At 67.8% G+C, this 23719-nt stretch carries 25 protein-coding genes; 13 read left to right on the top strand and 12 right to left on the bottom strand.

Annotated features, from left to right (window positions below; genetic code table 11):
- Positions 1-83: 83 nt before the first annotated feature.
- Positions 84-2129: a methyl-accepting chemotaxis protein gene (locus tag ACERLL_RS01035; protein ID WP_373654193.1), complete on the bottom strand. Its 2046-nt coding sequence runs from the start codon at positions 2127-2129 to the stop codon at positions 84-86.
- Between the two features lie 204 nt (positions 2130-2333).
- Here ACERLL_RS01035 and argA point away from each other — a divergent pair, with 204 nt between their 5' ends.
- The 3 genes from argA to ACERLL_RS01050 all read left to right on the top strand — a co-directional run bounded on the left by argA (position 2334) and on the right by ACERLL_RS01050 (position 4517).
- Complete coding sequence (gene argA, locus ACERLL_RS01040; RefSeq protein WP_373654194.1) at positions 2334-3656, top strand: amino-acid N-acetyltransferase; 1323 nt, start codon at positions 2334-2336, stop codon at positions 3654-3656.
- A gap of 69 nt (positions 3657-3725) precedes the next feature.
- On the top strand, positions 3726-4196 hold the full coding sequence (locus tag ACERLL_RS01045) for a hypothetical protein (protein ID WP_373654195.1): 471 nt from the start codon (positions 3726-3728) through the stop codon (positions 4194-4196).
- 21 nt (positions 4197-4217) lie between these two features.
- Entirely contained in the window at positions 4218-4517 is a 300-nt protein-coding gene (locus ACERLL_RS01050; RefSeq protein ID WP_373654196.1) for an HNH endonuclease, read from the top strand.
- A 155-nt stretch (positions 4518-4672) separates the two neighbouring features.
- Here ACERLL_RS01050 and ACERLL_RS01055 read toward each other — a convergent pair whose 3' ends face one another.
- From ACERLL_RS01055 to purM, 6 genes are all read right to left on the bottom strand, one after another.
- Positions 4673-6022, bottom strand: a complete 1350-nt coding sequence (locus ACERLL_RS01055; protein ID WP_373654197.1) for a hypothetical protein — start codon at positions 6020-6022, stop codon at positions 4673-4675.
- 180 nt (positions 6023-6202) lie between these two features.
- Positions 6203-6640 carry a DUF4426 domain-containing protein gene (locus ACERLL_RS01060; RefSeq protein ID WP_373654198.1) on the bottom strand — a complete coding sequence of 146 codons (438 nt, stop codon included), beginning with the start codon at positions 6638-6640 and terminating at the stop codon, positions 6203-6205.
- 90 nt (positions 6641-6730) lie between these two features.
- Entirely contained in the window at positions 6731-7360 is a 630-nt protein-coding gene (gene metW, locus ACERLL_RS01065) for a methionine biosynthesis protein MetW (RefSeq protein ID WP_373654199.1), read from the bottom strand.
- Positions 7357-8505 carry a homoserine O-succinyltransferase MetX gene (gene metX, locus ACERLL_RS01070; protein ID WP_373654200.1) on the bottom strand — a complete coding sequence of 383 codons (1149 nt, stop codon included), beginning with the start codon at positions 8503-8505 and terminating at the stop codon, positions 7357-7359. The genes metW and metX overlap by 4 nt, the downstream gene beginning before the upstream one ends.
- A 119-nt stretch (positions 8506-8624) precedes the next feature.
- A complete protein-coding gene (gene purN / locus ACERLL_RS01075) occupies positions 8625-9296 on the bottom strand; it encodes a phosphoribosylglycinamide formyltransferase (RefSeq protein ID WP_373654201.1) in 672 nt (223 codons plus the stop codon).
- Positions 9289-10332, bottom strand: coding sequence for a phosphoribosylformylglycinamidine cyclo-ligase (gene purM, locus ACERLL_RS01080; RefSeq protein ID WP_373654202.1), 1044 nt, complete (start codon positions 10330-10332; stop codon positions 9289-9291). The genes purN and purM overlap by 8 nt, the downstream gene beginning before the upstream one ends.
- A gap of 197 nt (positions 10333-10529) precedes the next feature.
- Between purM and ACERLL_RS01085 the strand changes: the two genes are divergently transcribed.
- From ACERLL_RS01085 to hda, 3 genes are read left to right on the top strand one after another with little or no spacing between them, the layout of a single operon-like run.
- Positions 10530-11645 (top strand): DUF2066 domain-containing protein, encoded by a 1116-nt coding sequence (locus tag ACERLL_RS01085; RefSeq protein ID WP_373654203.1) that lies wholly within the window; start codon positions 10530-10532, stop codon positions 11643-11645.
- Entirely contained in the window at positions 11642-12187 is a 546-nt protein-coding gene (locus ACERLL_RS01090; protein WP_373654204.1) for a CDP-alcohol phosphatidyltransferase family protein, read from the top strand. Before ACERLL_RS01085 ends, ACERLL_RS01090 begins: the two co-directional genes overlap by 4 nt.
- A gap of 6 nt (positions 12188-12193) precedes the next feature.
- Positions 12194-12892: a DnaA regulatory inactivator Hda gene (gene hda, locus ACERLL_RS01095; protein WP_373654205.1), complete on the top strand. Its 699-nt coding sequence runs from the start codon at positions 12194-12196 to the stop codon at positions 12890-12892.
- A gap of 9 nt (positions 12893-12901) precedes the next feature.
- On the opposite strand, the gene ACERLL_RS01100 is transcribed toward hda, so the two are convergent.
- On the bottom strand, positions 12902-13024 hold the full coding sequence (locus ACERLL_RS01100) for a DUF3149 domain-containing protein (RefSeq protein WP_373654206.1): 123 nt from the start codon (positions 13022-13024) through the stop codon (positions 12902-12904).
- A 131-nt stretch (positions 13025-13155) separates the two neighbouring features.
- Between ACERLL_RS01100 and ACERLL_RS01105 the strand changes: the two genes are divergently transcribed.
- Positions 13156-13770: an MBL fold metallo-hydrolase gene (locus ACERLL_RS01105; protein WP_373654207.1), complete on the top strand. Its 615-nt coding sequence runs from the start codon at positions 13156-13158 to the stop codon at positions 13768-13770.
- Positions 13771-13790: 20 nt separating this feature from the next.
- Here the strand turns inward: ACERLL_RS01105 and ACERLL_RS01110 are convergent, their stop codons facing one another.
- On the bottom strand, positions 13791-14750 hold the full coding sequence (locus ACERLL_RS01110) for a LysR family transcriptional regulator (RefSeq protein WP_373654208.1): 960 nt from the start codon (positions 14748-14750) through the stop codon (positions 13791-13793).
- 493 nt (positions 14751-15243) lie between these two features.
- Between ACERLL_RS01110 and ACERLL_RS01115 the strand changes: the two genes are divergently transcribed.
- From ACERLL_RS01115 to amt, 6 genes are all read left to right on the top strand, one after another.
- Positions 15244-16158 (top strand): sulfite exporter TauE/SafE family protein, encoded by a 915-nt coding sequence (locus ACERLL_RS01115; protein WP_373654209.1) that lies wholly within the window; start codon positions 15244-15246, stop codon positions 16156-16158.
- The gene (locus ACERLL_RS01120) at positions 16158-16910 is read left to right on the top strand and encodes a TIGR02186 family protein (RefSeq protein ID WP_373654210.1); all 753 of its coding nucleotides are present in this window, start codon (positions 16158-16160) and stop codon (positions 16908-16910) included. Before ACERLL_RS01115 ends, ACERLL_RS01120 begins: the two co-directional genes overlap by 1 nt.
- Positions 16910-17440 carry a universal stress protein gene (locus ACERLL_RS01125; protein ID WP_373654211.1) on the top strand — a complete coding sequence of 177 codons (531 nt, stop codon included), beginning with the start codon at positions 16910-16912 and terminating at the stop codon, positions 17438-17440. The genes ACERLL_RS01120 and ACERLL_RS01125 overlap by 1 nt, the downstream gene beginning before the upstream one ends.
- Positions 17441-17629: 189 nt before the next feature.
- Positions 17630-18064 carry an RNA polymerase-binding protein DksA gene (dksA, locus tag ACERLL_RS01130; RefSeq protein ID WP_373654212.1) on the top strand — a complete coding sequence of 145 codons (435 nt, stop codon included), beginning with the start codon at positions 17630-17632 and terminating at the stop codon, positions 18062-18064.
- 87 nt (positions 18065-18151) lie between these two features.
- Positions 18152-18670 (top strand): molybdenum cofactor biosynthesis protein B, encoded by a 519-nt coding sequence (moaB, locus tag ACERLL_RS01135; protein WP_373654213.1) that lies wholly within the window; start codon positions 18152-18154, stop codon positions 18668-18670.
- A 240-nt stretch (positions 18671-18910) separates the two neighbouring features.
- Positions 18911-21163, top strand: a complete 2253-nt coding sequence (gene amt, locus ACERLL_RS01140; protein WP_373654214.1) for an ammonium transporter — start codon at positions 18911-18913, stop codon at positions 21161-21163.
- An 83-nt stretch (positions 21164-21246) separates the two neighbouring features.
- On the opposite strand, the gene ACERLL_RS01145 is transcribed toward amt, so the two are convergent.
- From ACERLL_RS01145 to ACERLL_RS01155, 3 genes are read right to left on the bottom strand one after another with little or no spacing between them, the layout of a single operon-like run.
- Positions 21247-22044, bottom strand: a complete 798-nt coding sequence (locus ACERLL_RS01145; RefSeq protein ID WP_373654215.1) for a metal ABC transporter permease — start codon at positions 22042-22044, stop codon at positions 21247-21249.
- Complete coding sequence (locus ACERLL_RS01150) at positions 22037-22780, bottom strand: metal ABC transporter ATP-binding protein (protein WP_373654216.1); 744 nt, start codon at positions 22778-22780, stop codon at positions 22037-22039. Before ACERLL_RS01150 ends, ACERLL_RS01145 begins: the two co-directional genes overlap by 8 nt.
- Complete coding sequence (locus ACERLL_RS01155) at positions 22764-23630, bottom strand: metal ABC transporter substrate-binding protein (RefSeq protein WP_373654217.1); 867 nt, start codon at positions 23628-23630, stop codon at positions 22764-22766. The genes ACERLL_RS01150 and ACERLL_RS01155 overlap by 17 nt, the downstream gene beginning before the upstream one ends.
- Positions 23631-23719: the final 89 nt, after the last annotated feature.

The following is a 23719-nucleotide window of genomic DNA, read 5'->3' on the forward strand; positions in this document are numbered from 1 at the left end:
CCGGATGGATGGCGTTCAGGGCGATTTTTTCCATCGTAGCAGAGACCTTCGGGCGCGAGGCCAGCGGCCCCGGAAAAACCGCCCTACTCCAGGCGGGCGGCCATGCCGTCCAGGTCGGCGATCACCTGCTCGCTGTATTCCTGGAACCGCGCGAACTCCCGGTTGGCCTCCTCCGCGCTGCCGCGGTTCTTGTGGTCGATGACCGCCTTGATGGATTGGTGCAGCGCCTTATGGGTGGATTCCAGGTGCTTCATCTCCTGGAGGTGGCCGTAGCGCTCCAGACCTTCGCCGTAAATCCACTTCCCGAGCCGGCAATGCTCGTGAGAGGTGGCTTCCTCCAGGGACAAACTGGCCTTGCCGTTCAGCAGATCGCGCAGCTTGGTCCGCCAGGCCAAATGGTCGGATTTGGCCTTGCGGAAGGTTACGCCGCCGCCGGTGCTGGCGGCGCTCTCCGAGCTTTCCAGTCGGTACAGCTCCAGGGAATGCTGGAGGTCGCTGGCCAGGTCTCCAAGCTGTTGGGAGGCGTCCTGGATCTGCACCACGCTGTCGGCCACCTGGTCCACCGAGCCACTGATCTCGCCCATGTTGTCCGTGGTTTCGCCCATGGTGGCGGCGAGCTCCTCGGCGGACGCCGCGATCTGGTTGGCGGACTGGTCGGTGTGCTCGATATTGGCGAGCACCTCGTCCATGCGCTCCTGTACCTGCTGCATGGCCTCCACGGAGGAGTCCGAGTGCCCGCGCACTTCCGAGATGATCCCATTCACCTGGGTGGTGGCCTGTGAGGTCTGCTCGGCGAGCTGGCGCACCTCGTCGGCCACCACCGCGAAGCCCTTGCCGTGCTCGCCGGCGTTGGCCGCCTCGATGGCGGCGTTCAGGGCCAGGAGGTCCGTCTTCTTGGCGATATCCTGGATGGTGGCGATGATCTCGTCCACCCGGCTGCTGGAGCTCTTGAGCGCATCGAGCCGCTCCGCCGCCTGATCCACCGCTTCCTTGCCCTGCTGGGTGGATTGGGTGGTGCGGTTGGCGGATTCGGAAACCTCCTGGATATTGTTGGCCACGTCCTGAACGACGTTGTTGACCTCCTGGGCCGAGCCGGAAACCTGCTCCACCCGCTGGCTGGAGGCCTGGGCGTTGCCGCTGATCTCCTCGGCTGTGGCCGAGAGCTCCTCGCTGGCCGAGGCGAGCTGCGCGGTCTGACTGCGGTAGTCCCGGAAGGTAGAGGACAGACTGTCCACGAAGCGGTTGAAACTGTCCGCCAGGGCCTTCATCTCGGGCAGCCTGGCGGAAGGCAGGCGCGCGCTGAGGTCGCCGTGGTCGGCGATGCACTGCATGTTGTCGATGGTGGCGTGCAGGGGCCTGCAGATCTGTCGGCGAATGAACCACACCAGTACCCCCACTGCGAGGATGAGCAGCGCGAGGGCGGTGCCGGAGGAGCGCCAGAGGTTGCTTATCAGCCGCGCCTCCGCCTGGTCCAGGGGCCGGATCACCTCGAAGGCGCCGGTGAGCTCTCCTTCTTCCCATCCTTCCATCTTGTAGCCGAGGAGATCCCTGCCGTCGCTGCGGCCCCACAGCTCCTCGGAGCGTGCGGGATCCCCGTGGCAGTTCATGCAGGTCTCCGAGAGGTGGATGGGCCGGAAATAGCGGACGGCGTTCTCCGCCTCGTCCACGGCGTAGAAGTCCCGGGCGTCGGGGTTCTCCTCAAAGTGGCGCAGAGCCCGCTTTTCAATGGGGCTCTTCGGCGCGTGCTCCTCGTCGCGCGGATTCCGCCGCAGGGGCTTGAACCGGAAGCCCCCCTGCTCCGCCTTGGCCTGGGCCGCGCGCCAAGCGTTGACGATGGGCACGGCATCGAGCACCCGCTCCTCGAGCGCTTCCCGGTCTTTGGCCTGCTCGGCCCACTTGCGCAGCTTTTCGGGGGAATAGACGCCGAGCTCCCATTTGTGGGCGGCCTGCTCCCGGACCGATTCGGCCATGAGCACGAGCTGGCGGGCCGCCTTCACCTCGCCGGAAACGATGGTTTCCTTCTGTTTGTAGGCGTAGCCCGTGAGCAGGAGGGCTGCCAGTAATGCCATGCTGGCACCGGCGAACAGGCCGATGCGCGTTCCGATGCCGAGCCGTGGGAGATTGTGCATGTTTGCGCTTCCGGGTGCGGGTGGGGGAACGAGTGCCACCGGTGGCGACGAAAAAAACTAGACCGGGTAAGGGAATGGAATAATTGTATCGGGAATAGGTAAATCCCCCAATAGCATAAGGGGAATTTCCTACTGAACCGGCATGCCTTCCTTGCAGCCTTTTGATACGGTTACGCCAAACCGGCGAAGGGAGCCCCCAAGACTATGGCAGACCGTTCCACGCCCCGCTTTGTGCGCTCTTTCCGCGATGCGGCGCCGTATGTGCATGCCTTCCGTGGCCGAACCTTCGTGGTGGTGTTCGGCGGCGAGATGGTGGCCGAGGGCCAATTCACGGCGCTGGCCCACGATCTCGCGCTGCTGAACAGCCTCGGCGTCCGGCTGGTGCTGGTGCACGGCGCCCGTCCGCAGATCGAGGAGCGGATCGCGGCCCATGGCGGTGAGCTGCGGTACGAGCAGGGATGGCGGGTCACCGATGCCGCGGCCCTCGGGGCGGTGAAGGAAGGTGTGGGGCGGCTGCGTCTGGAGATCGAGGCGGCGCTGTCCATGGGGCTGGCCCATACGCCCATGGCGGGGGCGGCACTGCGGGTGGTTTCCGGCAATTTCCTGCGGGCGCGTCCCGTGGGTGTGCGCGGCGGCGTGGACTTCGAGTACACGGGCGAGGTGCGCAGCGTGGACGTGGAGGGAATCGGGCGCTGCCTGGACGCCGACGAGATGGTGCTTCTGTCCCCGGTGGGCGCCTCGCCCACGGGGGAGCTGTTCAACCTGCGCGCGGAGGAGGTGGCCTCCTCCGCGGCGGCGGCCCTGGGCGCCGATAAGCTGCTGTTCCTGGTGGATACGCCCGGCCTGGAGGATATCGATGGCCGGCTGCAGGGCCATCTCGCCCCGGAAGAGGTTTCCCGGGTCCTGGAGGCGCGCGCAGACCTTCCGGAGGAGATCGCCCTCCACCTGCAGACCGCCCTTCACGCCTGCACCGCCGGGGTGCGGCGCGTGCACCTCGTGAGCCGCCACCGGGACGGCGCCGTGCTGCAGGAGCTGTTCACGCGGGACGGGGTGGGGACGCTGATCACCGGCGAGCGTTACGAGGATACCCGGCCGGCCCACGAGGACGACATCGGCGGCATCCTGGAGCTTATCGAACCGCTGGAGGCGGAGGGCGTTCTGGTACGCCGGGGACGCGAGCGTCTGGAAACGGAGATCGGGGACTTCCTGGTCATGGAGCGGGACGGCGCGGTGGTGGCCACCGCCGCCCTGCACCCCTTTCCGGAACAGGGTGTGGCCGAGCTGGCCTGTCTCGCCGTGCACCCGGATTACCGGGGTGGCGGCCGGGGCGAGGTGCTGCTCGGGCAGGTGGAGGAGCGGGCCCGGGGCCAGGGTCTGCACGGGCTGTTCGTCCTCACCACCCGGGCCGCCCACTGGTTTCTGGAGCGAGGCTTCGCGGAAACGGGTCTGGACGCCCTGCCGGTGGAGCGCCGCGCCCTGTACAATCTGGACCGCCGCTCCAAGGTATTCTGGAAGGCCATCGCCTGACTCGCCGGAGATGAGGGAACCGGGTGTATCCCGCGGTTGCCTCACTCAATAGGCAGAGGAGGTGGTGCTATGCTTGTCCCGAGAGCGCTGCAAGCGGTGCTTCTCCACCCCGGGGAGGACAGTCCGGAGGAGCCGCCGCGGGGTTTGACGGAGGAGATCTACCTGTACGGCAGTCCCCTGGAGGTGCGGCTTACGCCCACTGCCTGGGACGCGCTGGGCGAGCGGAGGGAGCCGCTGGCGGTAGAGATGGAACTGTCGTTCGGCTGCCTGCTGCGCAAGCGTCTTCATTTCGGCCCGGAGACGAGGCCGCTCCGCGATGCCGACAGCACCGCCGAAGCTGCCTCGGGCTGGCTGGAGCTGCGCTTCCGGCCCGTAACGGGCCGTCGGAGCGGGCCCGGCGAGGTCCACCGGCTGGTGGATTTCCCCCTCCGGCGTCCCGGTCCCTTCGTGCCGCGCTGGCTGCGGCTGGACTACCGGAGGCGGGGCGGCTGGGGCGGCACTTTCGGATATGCTTCCGCATCGGGTCGGCACCACCACTAATTTCCGCGACTGCGAGTGCCCATGGACGACGATTCCCTCTTCTTCATACCCGCTTCCGAGGAGCATGTGGCCCGGGAGAAGGCAAAAGCCCGCGAGCTGCGGCGGAGCCAGTGGTGGAAACGGCGCCGCGGCAAGGGGGTCTGCCACTATTGCAGCGAATCCTTCCCGCCCCGGGAGCTGACCATGGACCATGTAGTCCCCATCATCCGCGGCGGGGAAACCACCAAAGGCAATGTGGTGCCCTGCTGTCCCGACTGCAATGCCGAGAAGAAATACCAGCTGCCGCTAGAGTGGCAGGGTCTGCTCGACGGCGACGACTAGGGACGAACGGCGGAAATCGCCAAACCGCCAAGCTGCGCCAAGAGCGGCAATGAAAAAAGGCCCCGCCGCGCCTTCTGGTGTCGAGAAGCTTAAAAAGGCACCCCGTCGGGGGTGCCTTTTTGTGCTCCGAGCGGAGGACCGCCGGGCCCTTGCCTTCAGAATGCAGCGTCCAGTCCCAGCAGCAGGTAGTGGGAACGCTCCAGGTGGGCGAAGTCATCGGTATCCTGGAAGTCGTAGTTGGCCTCCACCACACCCCGCACGTTGGTGGCGAAGTAGTAGGAGCCGGTGAGGGTCAGGGTGTTCAGGTTGATGCCGTCGTAGCGGGTGTCGGCCAGGGGATCCCCACCTACTGAGGTGTCGAAGTCGGTGGCCTGCAGCCCGGCCAGATTGTCCGACAGCCGCACCTCGTCGAAATCGTCGGCGTCGGCGTAGTTGTACAGCAGCGAGAAGGCCCACTCCCGGCTCAGGATCCAGTCCACGCCGGCGAAGCCGCCCCACCAGCTGTAGTCCTCCCCTTCCACCAGGAAGTCGTTCCACTGGTTGTACAGCCCCTGGAAGTACCAGTAGACGCTGCCTCCGACCTGCCCGGACAGATCGAGGCCGACGATGCGCTTGTCGGCGATATGCTCGGGCAAAGTGGGGCTGCCATCGATGTTGTCCATCTCCTGCTGGAAGGCATTGGGCTGCTGGCCGGTGTAGCCGAACAGGCCCAGACCCACCCCGGCGATATCGAAGCCCAGGCGGCCGAATACCGCCTTCTGGTCATTGTTGTCGAAGCTGTGGTCGGGGCGCTCGTAGCCGCTGGCGGTGAGGGTGCGGCTCTCGTCGATGCCGTTGCCGTTGGTGACCCCGAGGGACAGGCTCACCGGTCCGAAGCCCCGCCCGAGCAGGAGGCCCCGGTCGTAGGTGATTCCCGCCATGCGGTAGGGGATGTAGTCCTGGAAGGGCAGGCGCACCTCGCGCGGGAACATCAGGTCGGACACCTGGAACTGGCCGAGCTGCAGCTCCACGCCGGTTCCGAAAATGTCGTCATGGCGGATCCAGGCATCCTCGATGAGCACGCTGCCGTTCTCGCCCTTCTCGGCGAAGATGCCGTAGAAATAGGCGTTGATGTGCTCCGTCAGCGGCGCCCCGCCCAGAAGCTTGATGAAATAGGGCGCCTGGAAGTCCGCATTGGCCGCCTCCTCGTCGGCGGCTGCGCGATCCGCCTCGCGCAGCTGGCCGAAGCCCTGGATGCGGACCGCCAAGGGCACGGAGGGCGGCAGGGCCAGGCGCTCATCGCCGAAGCTTTCCCGATTTTCCTTCCAATTGGGAAGCCGATAGCCGTTGGCGGCGAAATCCTCGCCGAAGCTGTTCAGCTTGGGAACGGCGGCATGACAGGTATTGCAGCTCATCCCCGTCTGCCGCGCGAACGCGGGAATGGCGGCGGCCGGTTGCGGGAGCAGGGTCAGCAGTCCCGCCGCTAGGAGAAGGCCGGTCGCCAGCCGGAGCGCGATAGGCCGCATTCGTGAAGCTCCTCGATGGGTGTCGGTTACTGGGGGTGTCTCTGGGCTCGAAACGGGACAATTTGGACAAGTTTAGCAGCGTGATTGGAAGGCGGAGATAATCGCGATCAATTCAAAGGGTTTTTCAGTGGGGGGCCGGGTATGAGCCCGGCCCGGAAAGGGCCCGCGGCCGGGCGGCGGTTATTCGGCGGGGAACAGCCGGGAGATCTCGAAGACGTGCTCCTTGTCCGTGCCCTCGGGCTGGACATGGATCTCCAGCCGGACCGTTTCCGGCGGATCGATGCGGAAGGCGGAGATGTAGTAGATGGCCTCCCCTTCGTCGATCTCGCGCATCTCCAGGGTCCGGCGCTGGGCGGAAAGGTTCACCGCCACCGCCCAGACCTTGGCGCGCACCGCTTTATTCCCCTTGTCCGCCGTCTGACGGACCGCCACCGTAACCAGCCCGCGATGGTCGCTGCGGACAATGTCGTACTGGCGTGCCACCTCCGGCGTTAGGTTGGAGGTGAGCATGGTGCCGTGGTGGATGATGTAGTCGCCGAACAGCTTCTGGGCGTGGGCGGAGCCCGGGAGGGCGGCCAGGAACAGGCAGAGGGTCAGGAACAGTCGCACATGGCGCATGGGACACTCCTTTCGCCGGAGAACCGGTAGCGACCGGATGTCCTTTCAGTGTAGGCCGACACTGTGCGCCTTGCCAGGGGAAAGAACCGGTTACAGGCTCATACCCGGACCGCGCTGGATGCGGTACATGGCGGTGGCCCCGTAGAGGTTGGGGAACTCCCGGGCCAGCAGTCCGGAGTGACCGCGTCGGTCGAGGACGCGCCGCTCCAGGATCTCGATGTCCTCCTTCACGCACAGGGACTCGAAGTCCCGCAGCGTGTGGAGGTGGATGTTGGGGCTGTTGTACCAGTTGTAGGGGAGGCTCGGGGTGCGCGGCATGCGCCCGCCCGCGCACAACTGGAAGCGGGCCAGCCAGTGGCCGATGTTGGGGAAGGAGACGATGGCCTCGCGCCCCACCCGCAGCATCTCCCGAAGCAGGAAGTGGGGGTAGCGGATCGCCTGCAGGGTCTGCGACAGGACCACGAAGTCCACGGAGTCGGCCTCGAAGTCCTCCAGGCCCGTGTCCAGGTCCGTCTGGATCACCGGAACGCCCTTCTCGATGCAGGCGATGATGTTGTTGATGTTGATCTCGACCCCGTAGCCCGAGATGTGCTTGGTGTCGCGCAGCCGGGCCAGGAGGGTGCCGTCGCCGCAGCCGAGGTCCAGGATGCGCGCCTGGGGCGCTACCCAGTTCTCGATGACGTCGAAGTCCACCCGGAAGCGCATGCCCGCGTTCCTCATAGCCCGGCCTCCCCCGCCAGCCGGTCCATGTAGGCCCGGACCATGTCGTGGTACGGGGCGATCTTCAGGAGGAAGGCGTCATGGCCCTGGGGAGCCTCGATCTCCGCGAAGGTCACGTCGAGGTTATTGGCGTACAGGGCATGCGTGATCTCCCGGGAGCGCTCGGCGGAGAACCGCCAGTCGCTGGAGAAGGCGATCACCAGGAAGCGGTTGTCCGAGTCGGCGAAAGCTCGGGCCAGGTCGCCCTCGTGGGCGCCCGCCGGGTCGAAGTAGTCGAGGACCTTGGTCAAGTAGAGGTAGCTGTTGGCGTCGAAGCGGTCCACGAAGCGCCGCCCCTGATAGCGCAGGTAGCTCTCCACCTCGAAGTCGACGTCGAAGCCGTAGGACAGGGGCTGGCCCTTGCGCAGGTCGCGACCGAACTTGTCGCGCATGGCGTCCTCGGAGAGGTAGGTGATGTGGCCGATCATGCGCGCCAGCGCCAGGCCCCGCCGCGGATTGTCGCGGTCGTAGTAGCGGCCGCCGTGGAATTCGGGGTCCGTCATGATGGCCTGCCGGGCCACCTCGTTGAAGGCGATGTTCTGCGCGGAGAGCTTGGGGGTGGCGGCGATGGCGAGGCAGGCATCCAGGCATTCAGGGAAGTCGATGGTCCACTGCAGGGCCTGCATGCCGCCCAGGGAGCCGCCCATGACCGCCACCCATTTCTCGATGCCCAACCGTTCCATCAGTCGGCGCTGGGAGGCGACCCAGTCCTTGACGGTAACGATGGGGAAATCCAGGGCGTAGGGCTCGCCGGTGGCGGGATTGGGGCTCGCCGGACCGGTGGAGCCCTTGCAGCTTCCCAGGACGTTTACGCAGACCACGTAGAAGCGCCGGGTATCCACCGGCTTGCCGGGGCCGATCATGTTGTCCCACCAGCCCGGCTTGCGGTCCTCCATGGACTGGTAGCCGGCGGCGTGCTGGTCCCCTGACAGGGCGTGACAGACGAGCACGGCGTTGGACCGGGCGGCGTTGAGCGTGCCGTAGGTCTCGTAGGCCAGCTCGTAGCGCTCCAGGCGCTCGCCGCTCTCCAGCTCCAGCGGCTCTTCGAAATACTCGACGGCCCCCTCGACGAGACCGACGGAATCTTCCGGGATGGTTTCCGGCATGAGCTATCGCGTGTCCTTGGCCTTCCCGCGCGGGCATATGCGGAGGGTGCCCGTATTGTACACGTTCCTGGTCCGCTCCGGGCCTAACCTAACCCACCGGGGGTAGGCGCCGGCGAACGTTACAGACTGGGGTCCGGTTCCACGTCGGGCGCCAGAAGCTCCCCGGGCGTGTCCGCGTGTCCGCGTACCTGGACCCGGTTCCCCGATACTTCCAGCCGGCCTTCCGCGAACCAGCGCACGGCCTGCGGCAGCAGCCGGTGCTCCACGGTATGGACCCGCTGGGCCAGGCTTTCCGGCGTGTCGTCGCCGCGTATCCGCACGGCACCCTGGGCGATGATCGGTCCGGCGTCCAGGTCCTCCGTGACCAGGTGCACGGTGGCCCCGTGCACCTGGCATCCCGCCTCCAAAGCCTTGCGGTGGGTATGGAGGCCGCGGAAAGCGGGGAGCAGGGAGGGATGGACATTGATCATGCGCCCGCTGAAGGGGGTGAGGAATTCCGGCGTCAGGATGCGCATGAACCCGGCGAGGACCACCACGTCCGCCCTAAACTCGGCCACCGCCTCCCGCAGGGCGATATCGAAGGACTCCCGGTCCGGGAAGCCGGTATGGTCCACCACTCGCGCGGGCACGCCCGCTTCCCGAGCCCGCTCCAGCGCATAGGCGTCCGGTCGGTTGCTCACCACAGCGGCCACCTCCGCCCCCAGGCGGCCCTCGCGATACCGATCCAGCAGGGACTGCAGGTTACTGCCGCTGCCGGAGACGAGGACCACGCACTTGCAGCCCTCAGTCATTCAGGCGCACCTGCTCCTCGGCGTCGGCGGTCACCTGGCCGACGAGGTACCCGGTCTCCCCGGCGGCGTCCAGCGCCTCCAGGGCGGCGTCGGCCTGGTGGGCGGGAATCACGACCACCATGCCCAGGCCGGCATTGAAGGTGGAGAGCATCTCCTCCTCCGCGATTTCGCCCCGCTCCCGGATCCAGTCCAGGATCGGGGGACGTGGCCAGGCGCCACGCCGGATTCGGGCGCCCAGCCCTTCGGGCAGGCTGCGGGGCAGGTTGCCCGGCAGCCCGCCCCCCGTGATGTGCGCCAGGGCGCGCACGTCCACCGCGTCCTGGAGCGCGCGCACGGCGTTCACGTAGATGCGGGTGGGGGCGAGCAGCGCCTCGCCCAGGGTGGTGCCCTCGAAGGGCATATCCAGGGCGGCCCCCGTCTGCTCGAGGAGGCGGCGCACCAGGGAGAAGCCGTTGCTGTGCACCCCGGAGGACGGCAGGCCGACGAGCACATCGCCCGCGGCGGCGCGGCTGCCGTCGATGAGGGCGTCGCGCTCTACCACGCCCACTGCGAATCCGGCAAGATCGTAATCGGCCGCCGCGTACATGCCGGGCATCTCGGCGGTTTCGCCGCCGAGCAGCGCGGCCCCGGCCGCCTCGCAGCCGCGGACGATGCCCTCCACAACCGCAGCGGCCCGTTCCGGATCCAGCTTGCCCGTGGCCAGGTAATCGAGGAAGAACAGGGGCTCGGCGCCGCATACGATCAGGTCGTTGACGCACATGGCCACCAGATCCACCCCCACGCCGTCGTGGCGGTCCAGCTCGATGGCCAGGCGCAGCTTGGTGCCCACCCCGTCGGTGCCCGCCACCAGGACGGGGTCCCGATAGCTTTCGGAGGCGAGCCGGAACAGGCCGCCGAATCCGCCCAGGCCGCCCAGTACCTCGGGCCGGGATGTGCGCTTGACCAGAGGCTTGATGCGGTCCACGAAGGCATCGCCGGCGGCGATGTCCACGCCCGCATCTCTGTAGGTAAGGGGTTTGCCTCGGTCTTCGGCCACTTGCGCGCTCGCGGGGAATTCAATAAAGAGGAAGGGAATCGGTGCCCTGCGCGAGGCTTTCCGGGCCGGCGCCGCGGTTCCGTACGGACAGCCTCGCAAGCGGATTCGGGCAATGGTAAAGCAAATCCCCCGCGGTCAAAAGCCGTCCCGACATCCAATGGTTGACGCGGGGCGGGGGGTGACCTAGGTTTCCGCGCATGCACTCCTATCCCCTCAGAACCCTATGCGCGCTCCTCGCCCTGGCGATGGCGGGCCTCGCCGCCCCGGTCCCGGCGGCCCAGGTAGAAGGCCTGTATCGCGCCGAGGTGGGCAGCGCGGACCTGGTCCTGCTCGACGCGTACGACGGCGAGGAGCTCGCTCCCGCCTTCGACTCCCGCCAGGCGCGCCGGGAGGCGTTGATGCGGGCCGCCCTGGCGCGGGTGCTGATCCGGCTCAGCGGGACCTCGCAGGTGGCGGCCGATCCCCTGGTGCAGGCCGAGCTGCTGGCCTCCGCCGAGGGGTTCGTGAACCGCTACCAATTCGTGGGCAGCGGATCTTCCCAGCCGAGGCTACGGGTGCAGTTCAACGGACAGGCGGTACGCGAGGCCCTGTGGAAAACGGGCTGGCCGGTATGGGGCCGGTACCGGCCCGGCGTGGTGGTCTGGGTGGCCCAGCGCGGGGCCGGCGGCCTGAACCTGGCCTCCCCGGACGTTGCGCCGGAGCTCTTCAAGGCCCTGCGTGAGACGGCGGAGCGGTACGGCCTTCCCCTGCTCGTGCCGCTCATGGACAGCATGGACCGGCGCCGCCTCTCCGGACGGGATCTGCTGTTCGAGGACTGGAACCGCATCCGCTCGGCCTCGGAACGCTACGATCCGGACGCGGTGCTGCTGCTACGTCTGGGAAGCCCGGACAGCGGGTCATCCAATGCGGAGTGGGTGCTGCGTCGCAACGGGGAAGTCCGCACCTTCACCACCGGCGGGGAAGGCCCAGAGGCCGCGTTCCGGGATGGTTTGAAGCGCATCCTGGCCCGCTTGGCATGCGATTACGCGGTGTTCCCGGGGCAGCCGGTAACCATGCAGGCGGCGGTGGACGGCATCCGTGACCTGCAGGAATACGCCCGCGTGGAGCGCGGCCTTGCCCGCCTTGCTGCCATCGATTCGGTAACCCCGGTGCGGGTGGATGGGGAGCAGGCCCGCTTCCGGTTCCATTTCCAGGGACCGGTGGAGGGCGCGGATCACATCCTCGGGCTGCTCGACCTCCTGGAGCCCCGGCAGCGGCCCGATACGGAGGAGACCGAGGACCGGGCCCCGCTGCACTTCACCTATCGCCCATGAATGTCGCCAATGCCCTGACCCTGCTGCGGCTGGCGGCGGTGCCCTTCCTGGTGCTGCTGCTCCACGAGGGCCGCTACCGGGAGGCCCTGGTCCTGTTCGTGCTGGCCGGCATCAGCGATGCCGTCGACGGCTTCGTGGCCAAACGCTTCGGCCAGGAGACCCAGCTGGGCAAGGTGCTGGATCCCATCGCCGACAAGGCGCTGGTGGTCACCGTGTACGTGGCGCTCGCCTGGGTGGCGCTGATCCCCTTCTGGCTGGTGGTGGCCGTGGTTTCCCGGGACCTGATCATCGTCGGCGGCGCCCTGGCCTACCATTACCTGACCGGGGCCCTGGAAATGGTCCCCACCTTCCTCTCCAAGCTCAATACGGCCCTGCAGCTTGCCCTGGTGACCCTGGTGCTGGTGGAGGCTGCCCTGCCGATGGGTGTCCATGTCTGGGTGGACTGGCTCGCCGTGCTTGTGCTGGTAACCACCGTGGCCTCAGGACTGCAGTACGTGGTGGTCTGGCTCCGCAAGGCCTGGGCCTACGAGGCGGGAAGGTAACCGGCCATGGCCGGCCAGCTCCCCCTGGTACTCGATCGGCCCGACCGGCATCGCCTGGAGCTCTTCGAGCCCGGCGAGGCGGGTCGCGAGGCCTGGTCCCGCGTGCAGGCAGTGGTCCGGGGGGAGGAGCGGTTCGTGTTCATCTGGGGAGAGCGGGGAAGCGGCAAGACGCACCTGCTGGAGGGTGCCGCCCGCGCGGCCGGGGGCAGCTACCTCGATCTGGCCTCCATGCACGGGGAGGTGTCGGCGGCCGGCCTGGATCCCGAGCGGGTGCTCGATCCGGGCCTGGCGCCGGGACTGGTGGCCTTGGACGGCGTGGAGGCCGTGGCGGGAGACGACGCCTGGGAAGCGGCGGTCTTTCACCTCTACAACCAGGTCAACGAGGAGGACGGCCGGCTGCTGGCCGCGGCCAACGCCAATCCCAACTCCCTGGGGCTGCTGCGCGAAGAGCTGCGGACCCGGCTCCACTGGGGGGGGAGCTACCTCCTCGGGCGCCTGGCGGACGGTGAGCGCCTCGAGGCCTTGCGGCGGCATGCGGAAGCCCGGGGCCTGACCCTGAAGGACGAGGTGGGCCGGTTCCTGCTCCGCCATTACAGCCGGAATCTGCATCAGCTGGTGGCGGCCCTGGAACAGCTGGACGCCGCCGCCCTGGCCGAACGGCGCCGGCTCACGGTGCCGTTCGTCAAGGCTCGCCTGGGGCTGTAGCCGCCGGCCCTACTTCTCTTTGCGCATCCAGTAGGCCCAGATGAAGACCCAGCCAACGACGATGGCGATGGCCCCGAATACGGTGATCAGGGACAGGATGCCGACGGGGCTGCCTAACAGGAGGTCGAGCATGCTCTCTCCTTCTCGTCGGAGGGTAACGGGCGGAATCGCCTAATAACCCTTTTGTTAAAAGGGGAATGTAGCCCCGCCACCCGGGAGTGTCAACGCTTCCGGACAGTGTCCGCATACCGGAGTGCAGGCCCATGGAACTTCTGGCGGAAGCCCGTGATCGCGCGGTATGGCACGTGACCGGGGGCGTGGAGGCCCCGGCGGTCTATCTGATCAGGGACCGCGAGGCCGGTGGGATCCTGGTCAATACACCCGTATTCGATTCCGAGCTGGCGGAGCGCGTTCAGGCGGACGGCGCCGTGCGCTTCCTGTTCCTGCCGAGCCGGCACGGCGCCCTGGAGCTGGACCGGTGGCGGGCGGCGCTCGGTGCGGAGGCCCTGGCGGGCCAGGACGAGGTGCCGGATATCGCCGGAACCGTGGACCGGCCCCTGGACGGCAGCATCCGGCTCTCGCGGACCCTGGTGTTCTATAGCATGTCCGGCCGCACCCGGGGCAGCACCGCCCTGTTCTGCAAGCGGGGACCGGGGTTCCTGTTCCTGGGACCGATTCTGGAGCCGGGCGAGTCGGGCTGGCCCACCCTGGTGCCCCGCGGGGATGACTGGTCCTGGGAGAATCGGGTGATGGGCGCCCTGGGGCTGCAGGATCTGAAGTACGAGTACGTATTCACCGACCGGTATACGCCGGGGGTCCGGTTCGGGCCCGGCGCCGCGGCAGGCGTCCAGGAGGCGCTGGCGGGCGTCTTCGACTGAGCGTGCCCTGGCGCCCGGGCTCAGGTGGGCTGCGCGGTCTCGGTGGGGCCCGTGGCGGGGGTGAGCTCCTGATTGGGCGGATTGTTGCGCAGGAAGTCGATGAAGGTGTCCGCCGCAGGCAGGCTGCGCGCCTGCGGGGCGCGTACCGCCCAAAAGGCGCGCTTGAGGTTGAGGCCGCGCACCGGAAGCAGCACCAGGAAGCCGCTATGCTGCGCGTCCTGCAGGGTTAGGGAAGAAAGCACGGTCAGATGCTCGCCGTTTTTCAGCATCTGGAGGATGGCATGGTTGGATCCCACCTCCAGCTCCGGCTGCATGGGAGGCAGGTTCGCCTCCTCCAGGTAATGGTCCAGCGTGTCCCGGGTCCCCGAGCCCCGCTCGCGGAGGATGTAGCGGCCCTGGGTGAACTCTTCCAGGGTGAGGCTGCCCTTCGCGGCCCAGGGATGGTCCTGGCCGCAGGCCACCATCAGCATGTCCTCTCCCACCTTCTGGGCGGTCAGGCCGCTTTCCCCGGGGTCTCCCTCCACCAGGGCCACATCGGCCAGGCCCTGCGCGGCCTGTCGCAGCCCCTCCCGGCCGTATAGCACCCGCGACTCCACGGCGATATGGGGGTGCATCTCCCCGAACTGCATGAGTACCTGCGGCAGCCAGTGGTCGCCGATGGTAAGACTGGCGGCGATCCGCAGCCGACCGGTCTCGGCGGCGCGCATGCGCTCCAGTTCCCGCACAAGGGCGGCGTAGCTGTCGGTAATGGCGGTGGCGTGCTCCAGGACCCGCTCTCCCGCCTCCGTGAGCTTGTTCCCGCTGTGCTCCCGGTGGAGGAGCTTGGCGTCCAGCGCCGTCTCGAGGGCCTGGAGGTGCTTGCTGACATTGGGCTGGTTCCAGCCGAGGTAGCGAGCGGCACCCGTGAAGGTGCCCGCCTCGGACACGGCGCGGAGGGCCATGAGGCCCCGGATTGGCGGGACCCGGCGTTGCCATTCCATTAAGGAATCCCTTTTTTGGAGCCCGAATCGGACAGCATCCCTAAAGAACCGGATGATACAACGGATCTCGGGAGATACAAAGCAGAGTCATAACTGTATCGGCTTATTCTTTAATGGACCTCCCCGCCTTCGGGTAGCCGATTCCCGAAGGCCTGTCCCTGTCCGCGGGCGGTTTGTCGGACTGACCGGGATTCTATCCGTTCAGGCGGGCGATGGGGATGCTTGACGGCGGCAAGCTTGGTACGAATGCCAGAACGTCCGGTTACGGCATCGAGGGCCCCGATGGCTCGTGTGGGGTCGAGAAGCATGGCGGACTTCGGGAAGGCGCGGCGGCTGGGTAAATCGGTTCGGTGGCTCGTGTTCGCCATTATTATTCTAAAAAGGAATTAATCTATAAGAAGTCTACCTTGGACATCCGGTGGGATGATTCCCATCATTTCGAGGCTTCTTGGGCTGGGTTCGGCCCTTATATCGGAACATCGAGGTATTCTGAATGAATCTCTACCTGCCCGTAGCGGAGATGAGCGTCAACATCTTCGTCCTGCTGGGCCTTGGCGGGATTGTCGGAGTGCTGTCGGGCCTGTTCGGCGTCGGCGGCGGATTCCTGCTGACTCCACTGCTGATGATGCTGGGCATACCCGCGCCGGTGGCTGCGGCCACCGATGCGAACCAGATCGTGGCCGCCTCCATCTCCGGCACCATCGCCCACATGCGCAGGATGAACGTGGATTTCAAGATGGGCGCCTACATGGTGGTGGGCGGGCTTGTCGGCAGCAAGCTCGGCGTGGGGGCCGTGGAATGGCTCAAGGCCTTGGGTCAGATCGATTTCGTGATCACGGTGCTGTTCGTGGTCATGCTCGGAACCATCGGCAGCTTCATGTTCGTGGAAGGCCTGCGCGCCTGGCGCGGGGGGCCGGTCAAGGAAGGATCGGCGAAGCCGGTCAAGGAGCCGCGCATCCGCCTGCCCCTCCGCACCGAGTTCCCCACCTCCGGGCTGGAAACTTCCGTGCTCGTGCCGCTTGGGGTGGGCGGCTTCGTCGGTGTGCTCGCCGCCATCATGGGCGTGGGGGGCGGGTTCATCATGGTACCGGCCATGATTTACCTGATCGGCATGCCCACCCAGGTGGTAGTGGGCACCTCGCTGTTCCAGATCCTGTTCACGACCGCCAACACCACCTTCTGGCAGTCGGTGCAGAACCAGACCGTGGATATCGTCCTGGCGCTCCTGCTCCTCATAGGCTCGGTGGTGGGCGCCCAGGTGGGAACCCGGATGGGCAGCAAGCTGCAGGGCGAACAGCTGCGCATCCTTCTGGCCCTGATCGTGCTGGCGACCGCCTTCAAGCTGTTGCTGGATCTGGTCATGGCCCCCAGTGACATGTTCGTGGTCGGCGGCGGAGGAGGGCACTAATGCGGCTATTGCGCGTCATGCTGTGGCTGGGACTGCTCGCCGCGAGCGGCGGGGCCGCGGCCGAGCTGGTTACCGACGTCTCCGACGACACCGTTTCGGTCTCCTACCGCTATCAGGGGGAAAAGCTCCTGCTGTTCGGCAGCTTGCCCGAGGGCCCCGGCCACGTGCTCATCGAGATCCGCGGGCCGGATCAGCCCCGCACCATCCAGCGCAAGGGTCAGGTGATGGGCCTGTGGATGAACGTGGAGAGCATGCGGTTCAAGAGCGTGCCGGGCTTCTACGCGGCGCTGAGCGACGTACCCCTGGAGCGGATACTGAGCGAGAAGCGCCGCGGGGCGCTGGGCCTGGGCCCGGAGGCGCTGTTCCGGGCCTCGGAGTGGCAAGTGGACGATCAGAAGGAGTCGCCGCAGGCCTATTTCCGGGGTTTGGTCGACTACATGCGGGAGCTCAGCCTCTATCAGGTACGGCCCGACGGCATCCGGGTCAAGAAGAACCGGCTGTTCCGGGCCTCCGTGGAGCTGCCGGCGCGCGTTCCGGTGGGCGACTATGAGATCGTCACCCGGGTCATTCATAATGGCGAGATAACCCACCGGGACATGCAGAAGCTCTCGGTATCCAAGGTGGGCATCGAGAAGTGGCTGTATGACCTGGCCCATGATAATCCGGCCACCTACGGCGCGCTGGCCGTGGCGGTGGCGCTGTTGGCCGGCTGGCTGGTCGGAATGGTGACCCGCGGGGAGGCAGAGCACTGATGGCGGAAGACGAGAAACGACAAGGCGCGGCCGGAACCAGGGACCGGAAGATCCTGGTCTGCGTGGATGGCTCGGAGAACAGCCGCGTGGCGGCCGCTTTCGCGGCCCGCCTGGCCCGGCTGACCGGGGCCCACCTCAGCCTCCTCCATGTCCTCCACCTGCCCACCTTCAGTCACTGGGTGAATATCAAGAGCCAGATGAAGCGGGAGATCCGCGAGCAGGCCGAGGCCATGGTCGGCGAGATCGCCAAGGGTGTGGAGGAATCCTGCGGCATCATGCCGGAGTTCTTCATCCTGGAGGGGCTGCCCCGGGAGCGGATCATCGAGACCGCCCAGGAGGACCGGGCCATCCGCATGGTCGTGGTGGGGGCCTCGGGCGAGCAGGGTCACCGGCGCTCCGTGGTGGCCGGCTCCCTGGCGCGCCATCTGGGCGACCGGTTGACCACGGATCTGCCCTGTCCCTTGCTGGTGGTGCCGCCCCACATGGAAGAGGATGAACTGTGCGAGGGAATTGACTCTCTCGTGCGCTAGATGTCCCCCTTGTCCCGACGGAAAAAAACGGCCCCGGGAACCCGGGGCCGTTTTCGTTATCCAAAGGCAATACGCTTCACTCCCCATTGCGATTGGGGGTCGTCCTTCCGGGGTTGCCAAGGCCCCCGGGGGGCGGCATGATTGGGCTTTGGCAAGCCTCGGACAGGGCGTGGATTTGGGAGGAACGCAATGACCGAAAAGGTCGACCTGGACGAAATCGAACTGGAGCCGGATTACCGGCCCAGCAACGACGAGCCTTACATGAACCCAAAGCAGCTGGCGTTTTTCCGCCGCAAGCTGCTTGACTGGCGCAACCAGATCGTGGAAGACACCACGCATACGCGTCAGCACATGAATGATTCCGAAAACCAGGCCGATGAGCTGGATCGGGCCAGCCAGGAATCCGACCGTTACACCGAGCTGCGTACCGTGGAGCGGGAGCAGCGCCTCCTCAACAAGATCGATGCCGCCCTGCGGCGGATCGAGAACGGGGAGTTCGGCTACTGCGAGGTGACCGGCGAGCCCATCGGCGTGCGTCGCCTGGAGGCCCGTCCCGTCGCGACCCTGAGTATCGAGGCCAAGGAAGCCCAGGAGCGTCAAGAGCGCCAGATGGCAGAAGACTGATCCCGTCCTTCGGAGGACGGATCGGGGGCCTTCCGGCGTGCGGAAGGCCCCTTGTTTTTCCGGCGACTGCCGGGCAAGGAGAGTCCAGTGAGTGAACGCGAATTCCAGCCCCTCGGATGCGCCGTGGTGACCGTGTCGGACACCCGGTCCCCGGAGACGGACCGTTCCGGCGATCTGGTGGCCCAGCGCCTGGAGCAGGCCGGCCATCGGCTGGCGGACCGCCGCATCGTCAAGGACGAGCGCGCCGAGCTGGAGGAAGCCTTCCGGGCCTTGATGGCGGACCCGGAGGTGGCGGTGGTGATCTCCACCGGGGGTACCGGGATCACCGGCCGCGACGTGACCCCGGAGGCGGCGGATGCCGTGTACACCAAGGCCATCCCCGGCTTCGGCGAGCTGTTCCGCTGGCTCAGCTACGAGGAGATCGGCCCCTCCACCATCCAGTCCCGGGCCCAGGCCGGCCTGGCCGGGACCACCCTGATGTTCAACCTCCCCGGCAGCTCCGGCGCCTGCCGGCTGGCCATGGACGCCCTCATCATCCCCCAGCTCGATTACCGCACCCGCCCCTGCAACTTCGCCGAGATGATGCCGCGCTTCTCGGAGACCTGAGCTTTCCGGGCCCGTCCCTGGACGGGTCCCGCGTCTATCCTCGTGCAAACCGTGCCCCAGGGTGGTGCAAACCGGCGGCTGCTGCCCCGCCGGGATGCCATGCACACCCGTTCCCGCCTACCCGTCGGCTAAGCGTCGGGGCGATCTTCCCGGGTCCCTTTTCCTTCTTTCGAATGCTGGCATTTCCTTTGCTTATTACTCATAAGGGAATACTTATTTTGTAAAAGGGATACATTTTTCATGCAGCTAGTCGTGCGTCGGTTCCTCGCCCTGTACTTGCTCGGAGGCGGGATGATCGCCCGCGCCGGGCAGAGCCCCGAGGCGGTCCAGAGCAACCTGGACCTCGCCTGGATCCTGATCGCCAGCGCCCTGGTCTTCTTCATGCAGGCCGGATTCGCGGCCCTGGAAACCGGCATGATCCGGGCCAAGAACTCCCTCAACGTCGCCGCCAAGAACACCGGGGACATCCTCGTGGCGGCGCTTCTGTTCTTCCTGACGGGCTACGCGCTGATGTTCGGCGATAGCGCCGACGGTCTCTTCGGGACCAGCGGCTTCCTGCTGGGCGGCGTGGAAACCCCCTTCGAATACGCCTTTTTCCTATTCCAGCTGGTATTTGCCGGAACCGCTGCGACCATCGTCTCCGGTGCCGTGGCCGAGCGCATGCGCTTCGGCGCCTATCTGGTCATCTCCGCCGCCGTCACGGGCCTCATCTATCCGGTATCCGGGCATTGGGTCTGGGGCGACGGCGGCTGGCTGGCGGGATTGGGATTCGTGGATTTCGCCGGCTCCACGGTGGTCCACGCGCTGGGCGGTTGGGTGGGTCTGGTGGGGGCTTGGCTCCTTGGCCCTCGGCTGGGCCGCCTCGCACCGGACGGGACTGCGCGCGAGATCCCGCCCCACAACCTCCTGCTCACGGCCATCGGTGTATTCATCCTGTGGCTCGGCTGGTTCGGCTTCAATGGCGGCAGCACCCTGAGCGCCGATGGCAGCATCGCCGTGGTCCTGGTGAATACCTTCCTCGCCGCCGCCGCGGGTGGCATCGCCGCCCTCCTCCTTATCCCCCACAACGCGGGCACCCGGGCCATCTCCGGCGTCCTGAACGGTATCGTGGGCGGACTGGTGGGGATTACCGCCGGCGCCGCCGCCGTCTCCCCCGGGGGCGCCATCCTTATCGGCCTCGTCGCCGGCGGTGTGGTGGTCGCGGGGGAATGGTTCGTGCTCCATGTCCTGCGGGTGGATGATCCGGTGGGGGCGGTCTCGGCCCATGCCTTCGCGGGCGCCTGGGGTACCCTGGCCGTGGCGCTGTTCGCCCCGGTGGCCGAGCTCCCCATGGGGGACCGCCTGGCCCAGCTGGGTGTCCAGGGGGTCGGTGTGCTGGCGGTGGCCGCGTGGGGTCTGGGTACGGGGGCGGTGGTGTTCGGGCTGCTGCGGGCCATGGGCCGGCTGCGGGTCCCCGAGGAGGACGAGGAGCGGGGGCTCAACGAGGCGGAGCACGGTGCCCGCACGGTGTGGCTGGACACCCTACGGACCATGCAGGCCATTGCCCGCGAACGGGACCTGTCGCAGCGGGCGCCCGTGGAGCCCCACACGGAAGCCGGCGAGGTGGCCCAGGGCCTGAACGGGCTGCTCAAGGAATTCGCCGGGACCTTCGGCGCCTGGCAGGGAGAGACGGGCCGGGTCTCCGCGGCCGGGGATCAGCTGGCGGGATCGGCGGAGTCCATCGCCGACAGCGCTCGGGACTCCGCCGATCGTGTGGAGCGCGTCCGTGCCTCGGTCTCGGAGGCGGATACGGTGGTGCAGGACGTGGTGGCGCAGATCCAGGAAGTCTCCCGCTCCGCCCGCCACGCCAACGAGCGGACACAGACGGGTCGGCAGGCCGTGGAGCGCGCGGCCACGGGCATCCGCGAGCTGCGCGCCGCCGGCGAACGGGTGGAGGGTGCCAACCGCACCATCCGGGATATCGCCGAGCGGACCGACCTGCTCGCCCTCAATGCCGCCATCGAGGCTGCGAACGCCGGAGAGGCCGGCCAGGGCTTCGGGGTGGTGGCCGACGAGGTGCGGGCGTTGGCCCATCAGACCGCCCAGGCCACCTCGGAGGTGGGCGGGCTGCTGGCCGAGCTACAGCAGCGGGCGTCCGATTCCGCCGAGGCGGTGGACGGGCTCCAGACCGCCATGCAGGACATGGCCGCCATGGTGGACCAGACGGACCAATCCGCCGACCGGATCGCCGGGGGCGCCGAGCAGCTCGCCGCCACCATGCACGAAGCGGCCGGGGAAACGGCAGGGATCGCGGAGAGCGTGGGGACCGTGGCCCGCCATGGCGAGGAGGTCCGGGGCGCCTCCCGGGAGCTGGGCGAGCTGGCGCTGGGGCTGCGCCGCTCGCTGGCTGTCTACCGTCTGCCGGAGGAGGCGGAGGACACGTCGCGGGTCCCCGGAACGCTGGTGGCCCGGTCCCATGTGGCTCAAATGCAAGGTGCGCCGGCCCGGGCATGAGGGCGGTGAAGAGGCCGCTGCACCAATCGGGGGCGGTGGCGGCGCCGCATGCCCCGAAAGGGTGCGGAGCCGGGCCGCGCCCCCTACCCGGCGCGGCGCGCCACCAGCAGGGCGGCGAACACTAGGGCCTGCAGGAGCACGATGAGTGCCCCCACGGGGGCGTTCAGGGGATAGCTGAGCAGCAGTCCGCCCACAGCGGTGGCCAGACCCAGCAGCGCGGCCAGGAGCGAGACCCAGGCGAAGGTTGCGCCCAGCAGGCGGGCGCTGGCGGCCGGGACCACGAAAAAGCTGGCCACCAGCACGATGCCGATGAGCTTCACGGAGGCGACTATGGCCAGGGCGCTGAGTCCGAAGAAACCGTAATCCAGCACGCGCACCGGGAGTCCGGACGCCTGGGCCAGCTCCCGGTCGAAGGTGATCAGGGTCAGCGCCCCCCAGGCGGGGAGCAGGAAGGCCAGCACCGCCACCGCCACCGCACCCAGCCACAGGAGATCGCTCCACTGGATGGCCAGGATGGAGCCGAACAGGTAGGCGGATAGGGAGGCATTGGCATCGGACAAGGAGAGTAGGATCACGCCCGTGGCCATGCCGGCGGCGAAAAAGACGCCCACTACCGTGTCCTCCGCTAGCGCTCCGCGGCGGCGCAGATAGGCGATCAACAGGCCCAGGCCCACGGCCACGGGGACCGCCACCAGGAAGGGCGCCACGCCCAGGTATAGCCCCAGGCCGATGCCCGAGAAGGCGCCGTGGCTCACCCCGGCGGCAAGGAAGCTCATCCGGCGCTGGACCAGGAAGACCCCCAGCAGCCCGCCCAGCAGCCCGGTTATGGCTGCCGCCGCCAGGGCCCGCTGCAGGAACGGCAGGCTGAGGAGCTCAAGCATGATCCGGTCCCAGCACATGGGCGTGCCCCATGTGGCCGAAGGCCTCGCGCAGGCAGGCCTCCGTAAGCACCTCCGCGGAGGGACCGCAGCCGATGACCCGATGGTTGAGGATCAGGCAGCTGTGGGCATGGTGGCGCGCCACCTCCCAGTCGTGGGTGATCATGGCGATGGCTACCTCGGGGTGATCGGCCTGGTATTCCTCCAGGTATTGGTAGAGGTCGTGCTCGCCCACCCGGTCCACCCCGGCCGCCGGCTCGTCGAGCAGAAGCAGGTCCGGCTCGGCCACCAGGGCGCGGGCCAGGTAGACCCGCTGGAGCTGGCCGCCCGAAAGGGCCGCCAGGGGGCGGTCGGCGAACTCCCCCGCCCCCACCCGGTCCAGGGCCCGCCGAGCCTGGTCCCGGCGGGCGCCGGTCCGCCATCCCGGCCAGGAGCCGGTGATCCCCGAGATCACCACCTCCACCGCGCGGCCCGGAAAGGTGCGGTCGAAGGTCTTGAGCTGGGGCACGTAGCCGATGCGCTTGGCGCGGTTGCGGATGGTCCCCGTGTAGCCCTCCAGCCCCAGCAGGCAGCGGAACAGGGTGGTCTTTCCGGAGCCGTTGGGCCCCAGGATGGCGAGGAAAGCCCCGCTGCGGATCCGGAAGCTGACGTGGTCCAGGGCGGTCACCGCGCCGTAGCGCACGGTGAGGTCTTCCACCTCCAGCAGCGGGTCGCCGGTGGAATCAGCGGGTGTAGGCATCGTGGACCTGCCGGGCGTTGTAGCGGATGAGCTCGGGGTAGCCCGAAATGGCGGGGTCGAACCCCAGCGGATCGAGGACCGCCACCCGCACGCCGGCCTCGCGGGCCAGGGCCCGGACGGCGGACTCGGGCAGCTGGGGCTCGCGGAAGACGGCGGGAATGCCGGCGCGGCGGATCGTGGCCAGCAGGTCGCGGATTTTCCGGGGGGCGGGCTCGTTGCCGGCGAGGTCCAGGTAGGTACCTGCCACCTCCAGACCGTAGTGGCGGAAGAAGTACTCGAAGGCCGGATGGTAGGTCACCACCTTGCGGACCGGCAGGCCGGAGAGCAGGGCGTCGGCCTTGCGGTCCGCGGTCCGGATCGCCGCGATGAACCGTTCGCCGTTGGCGGCGAAGGCCTCCGCGCGGTCGGGAAGCAGCTCGCCGAGGCGCTCGGCCAGGGCCCGGGCGGCCCGGATCATGACCTCCGGTTCGAGCCAGATGTGGCCGTTGACCGCTCCCCGCTCGTCCCGTATGGCGTCGAAGGAAACCGTCTCGGACACGGTAAACAGCTGTCCGGACGATACCGCCTCCGTCAGGTAGCCCTCCACCCGCTGCTGGCCGATGCCGTTGCGGATGACCAGATCCGCAGCCTGGATGCGCGCCATCTCGGCGATGGAAGGCTCGAAATGGTGGGGATCCTGGCCGCGCTGCACCAGGACGTGCACCTCCGCCGCCCCTCCGGCGACGGCGCGGGCGGTCATGGCGTAGGGCGGGATAGTGGCGACGAGGTCCAGGGAAGCCGCCGTGGCCGCGGCCGGCAACCAGGCCAGAATGGCCGCGAAGCGGGCCAGCAGACGCGGGCCAAGCTGCATGACGGCTCCTTCGAGTGGTGCGGGCGGAGGGGGAGGAAGACGTTATACAGTACCAGCCCTGTCAAGTCGCGGAGGCGGTGTGTCCGGTC

It is taken from the genome of Thiohalorhabdus sp. Cl-TMA (assembly GCF_041821045.1).
Taxonomy (GTDB): Bacteria; Pseudomonadota; Gammaproteobacteria; order Thiohalorhabdales; family Thiohalorhabdaceae; genus Thiohalorhabdus; species Thiohalorhabdus methylotropha.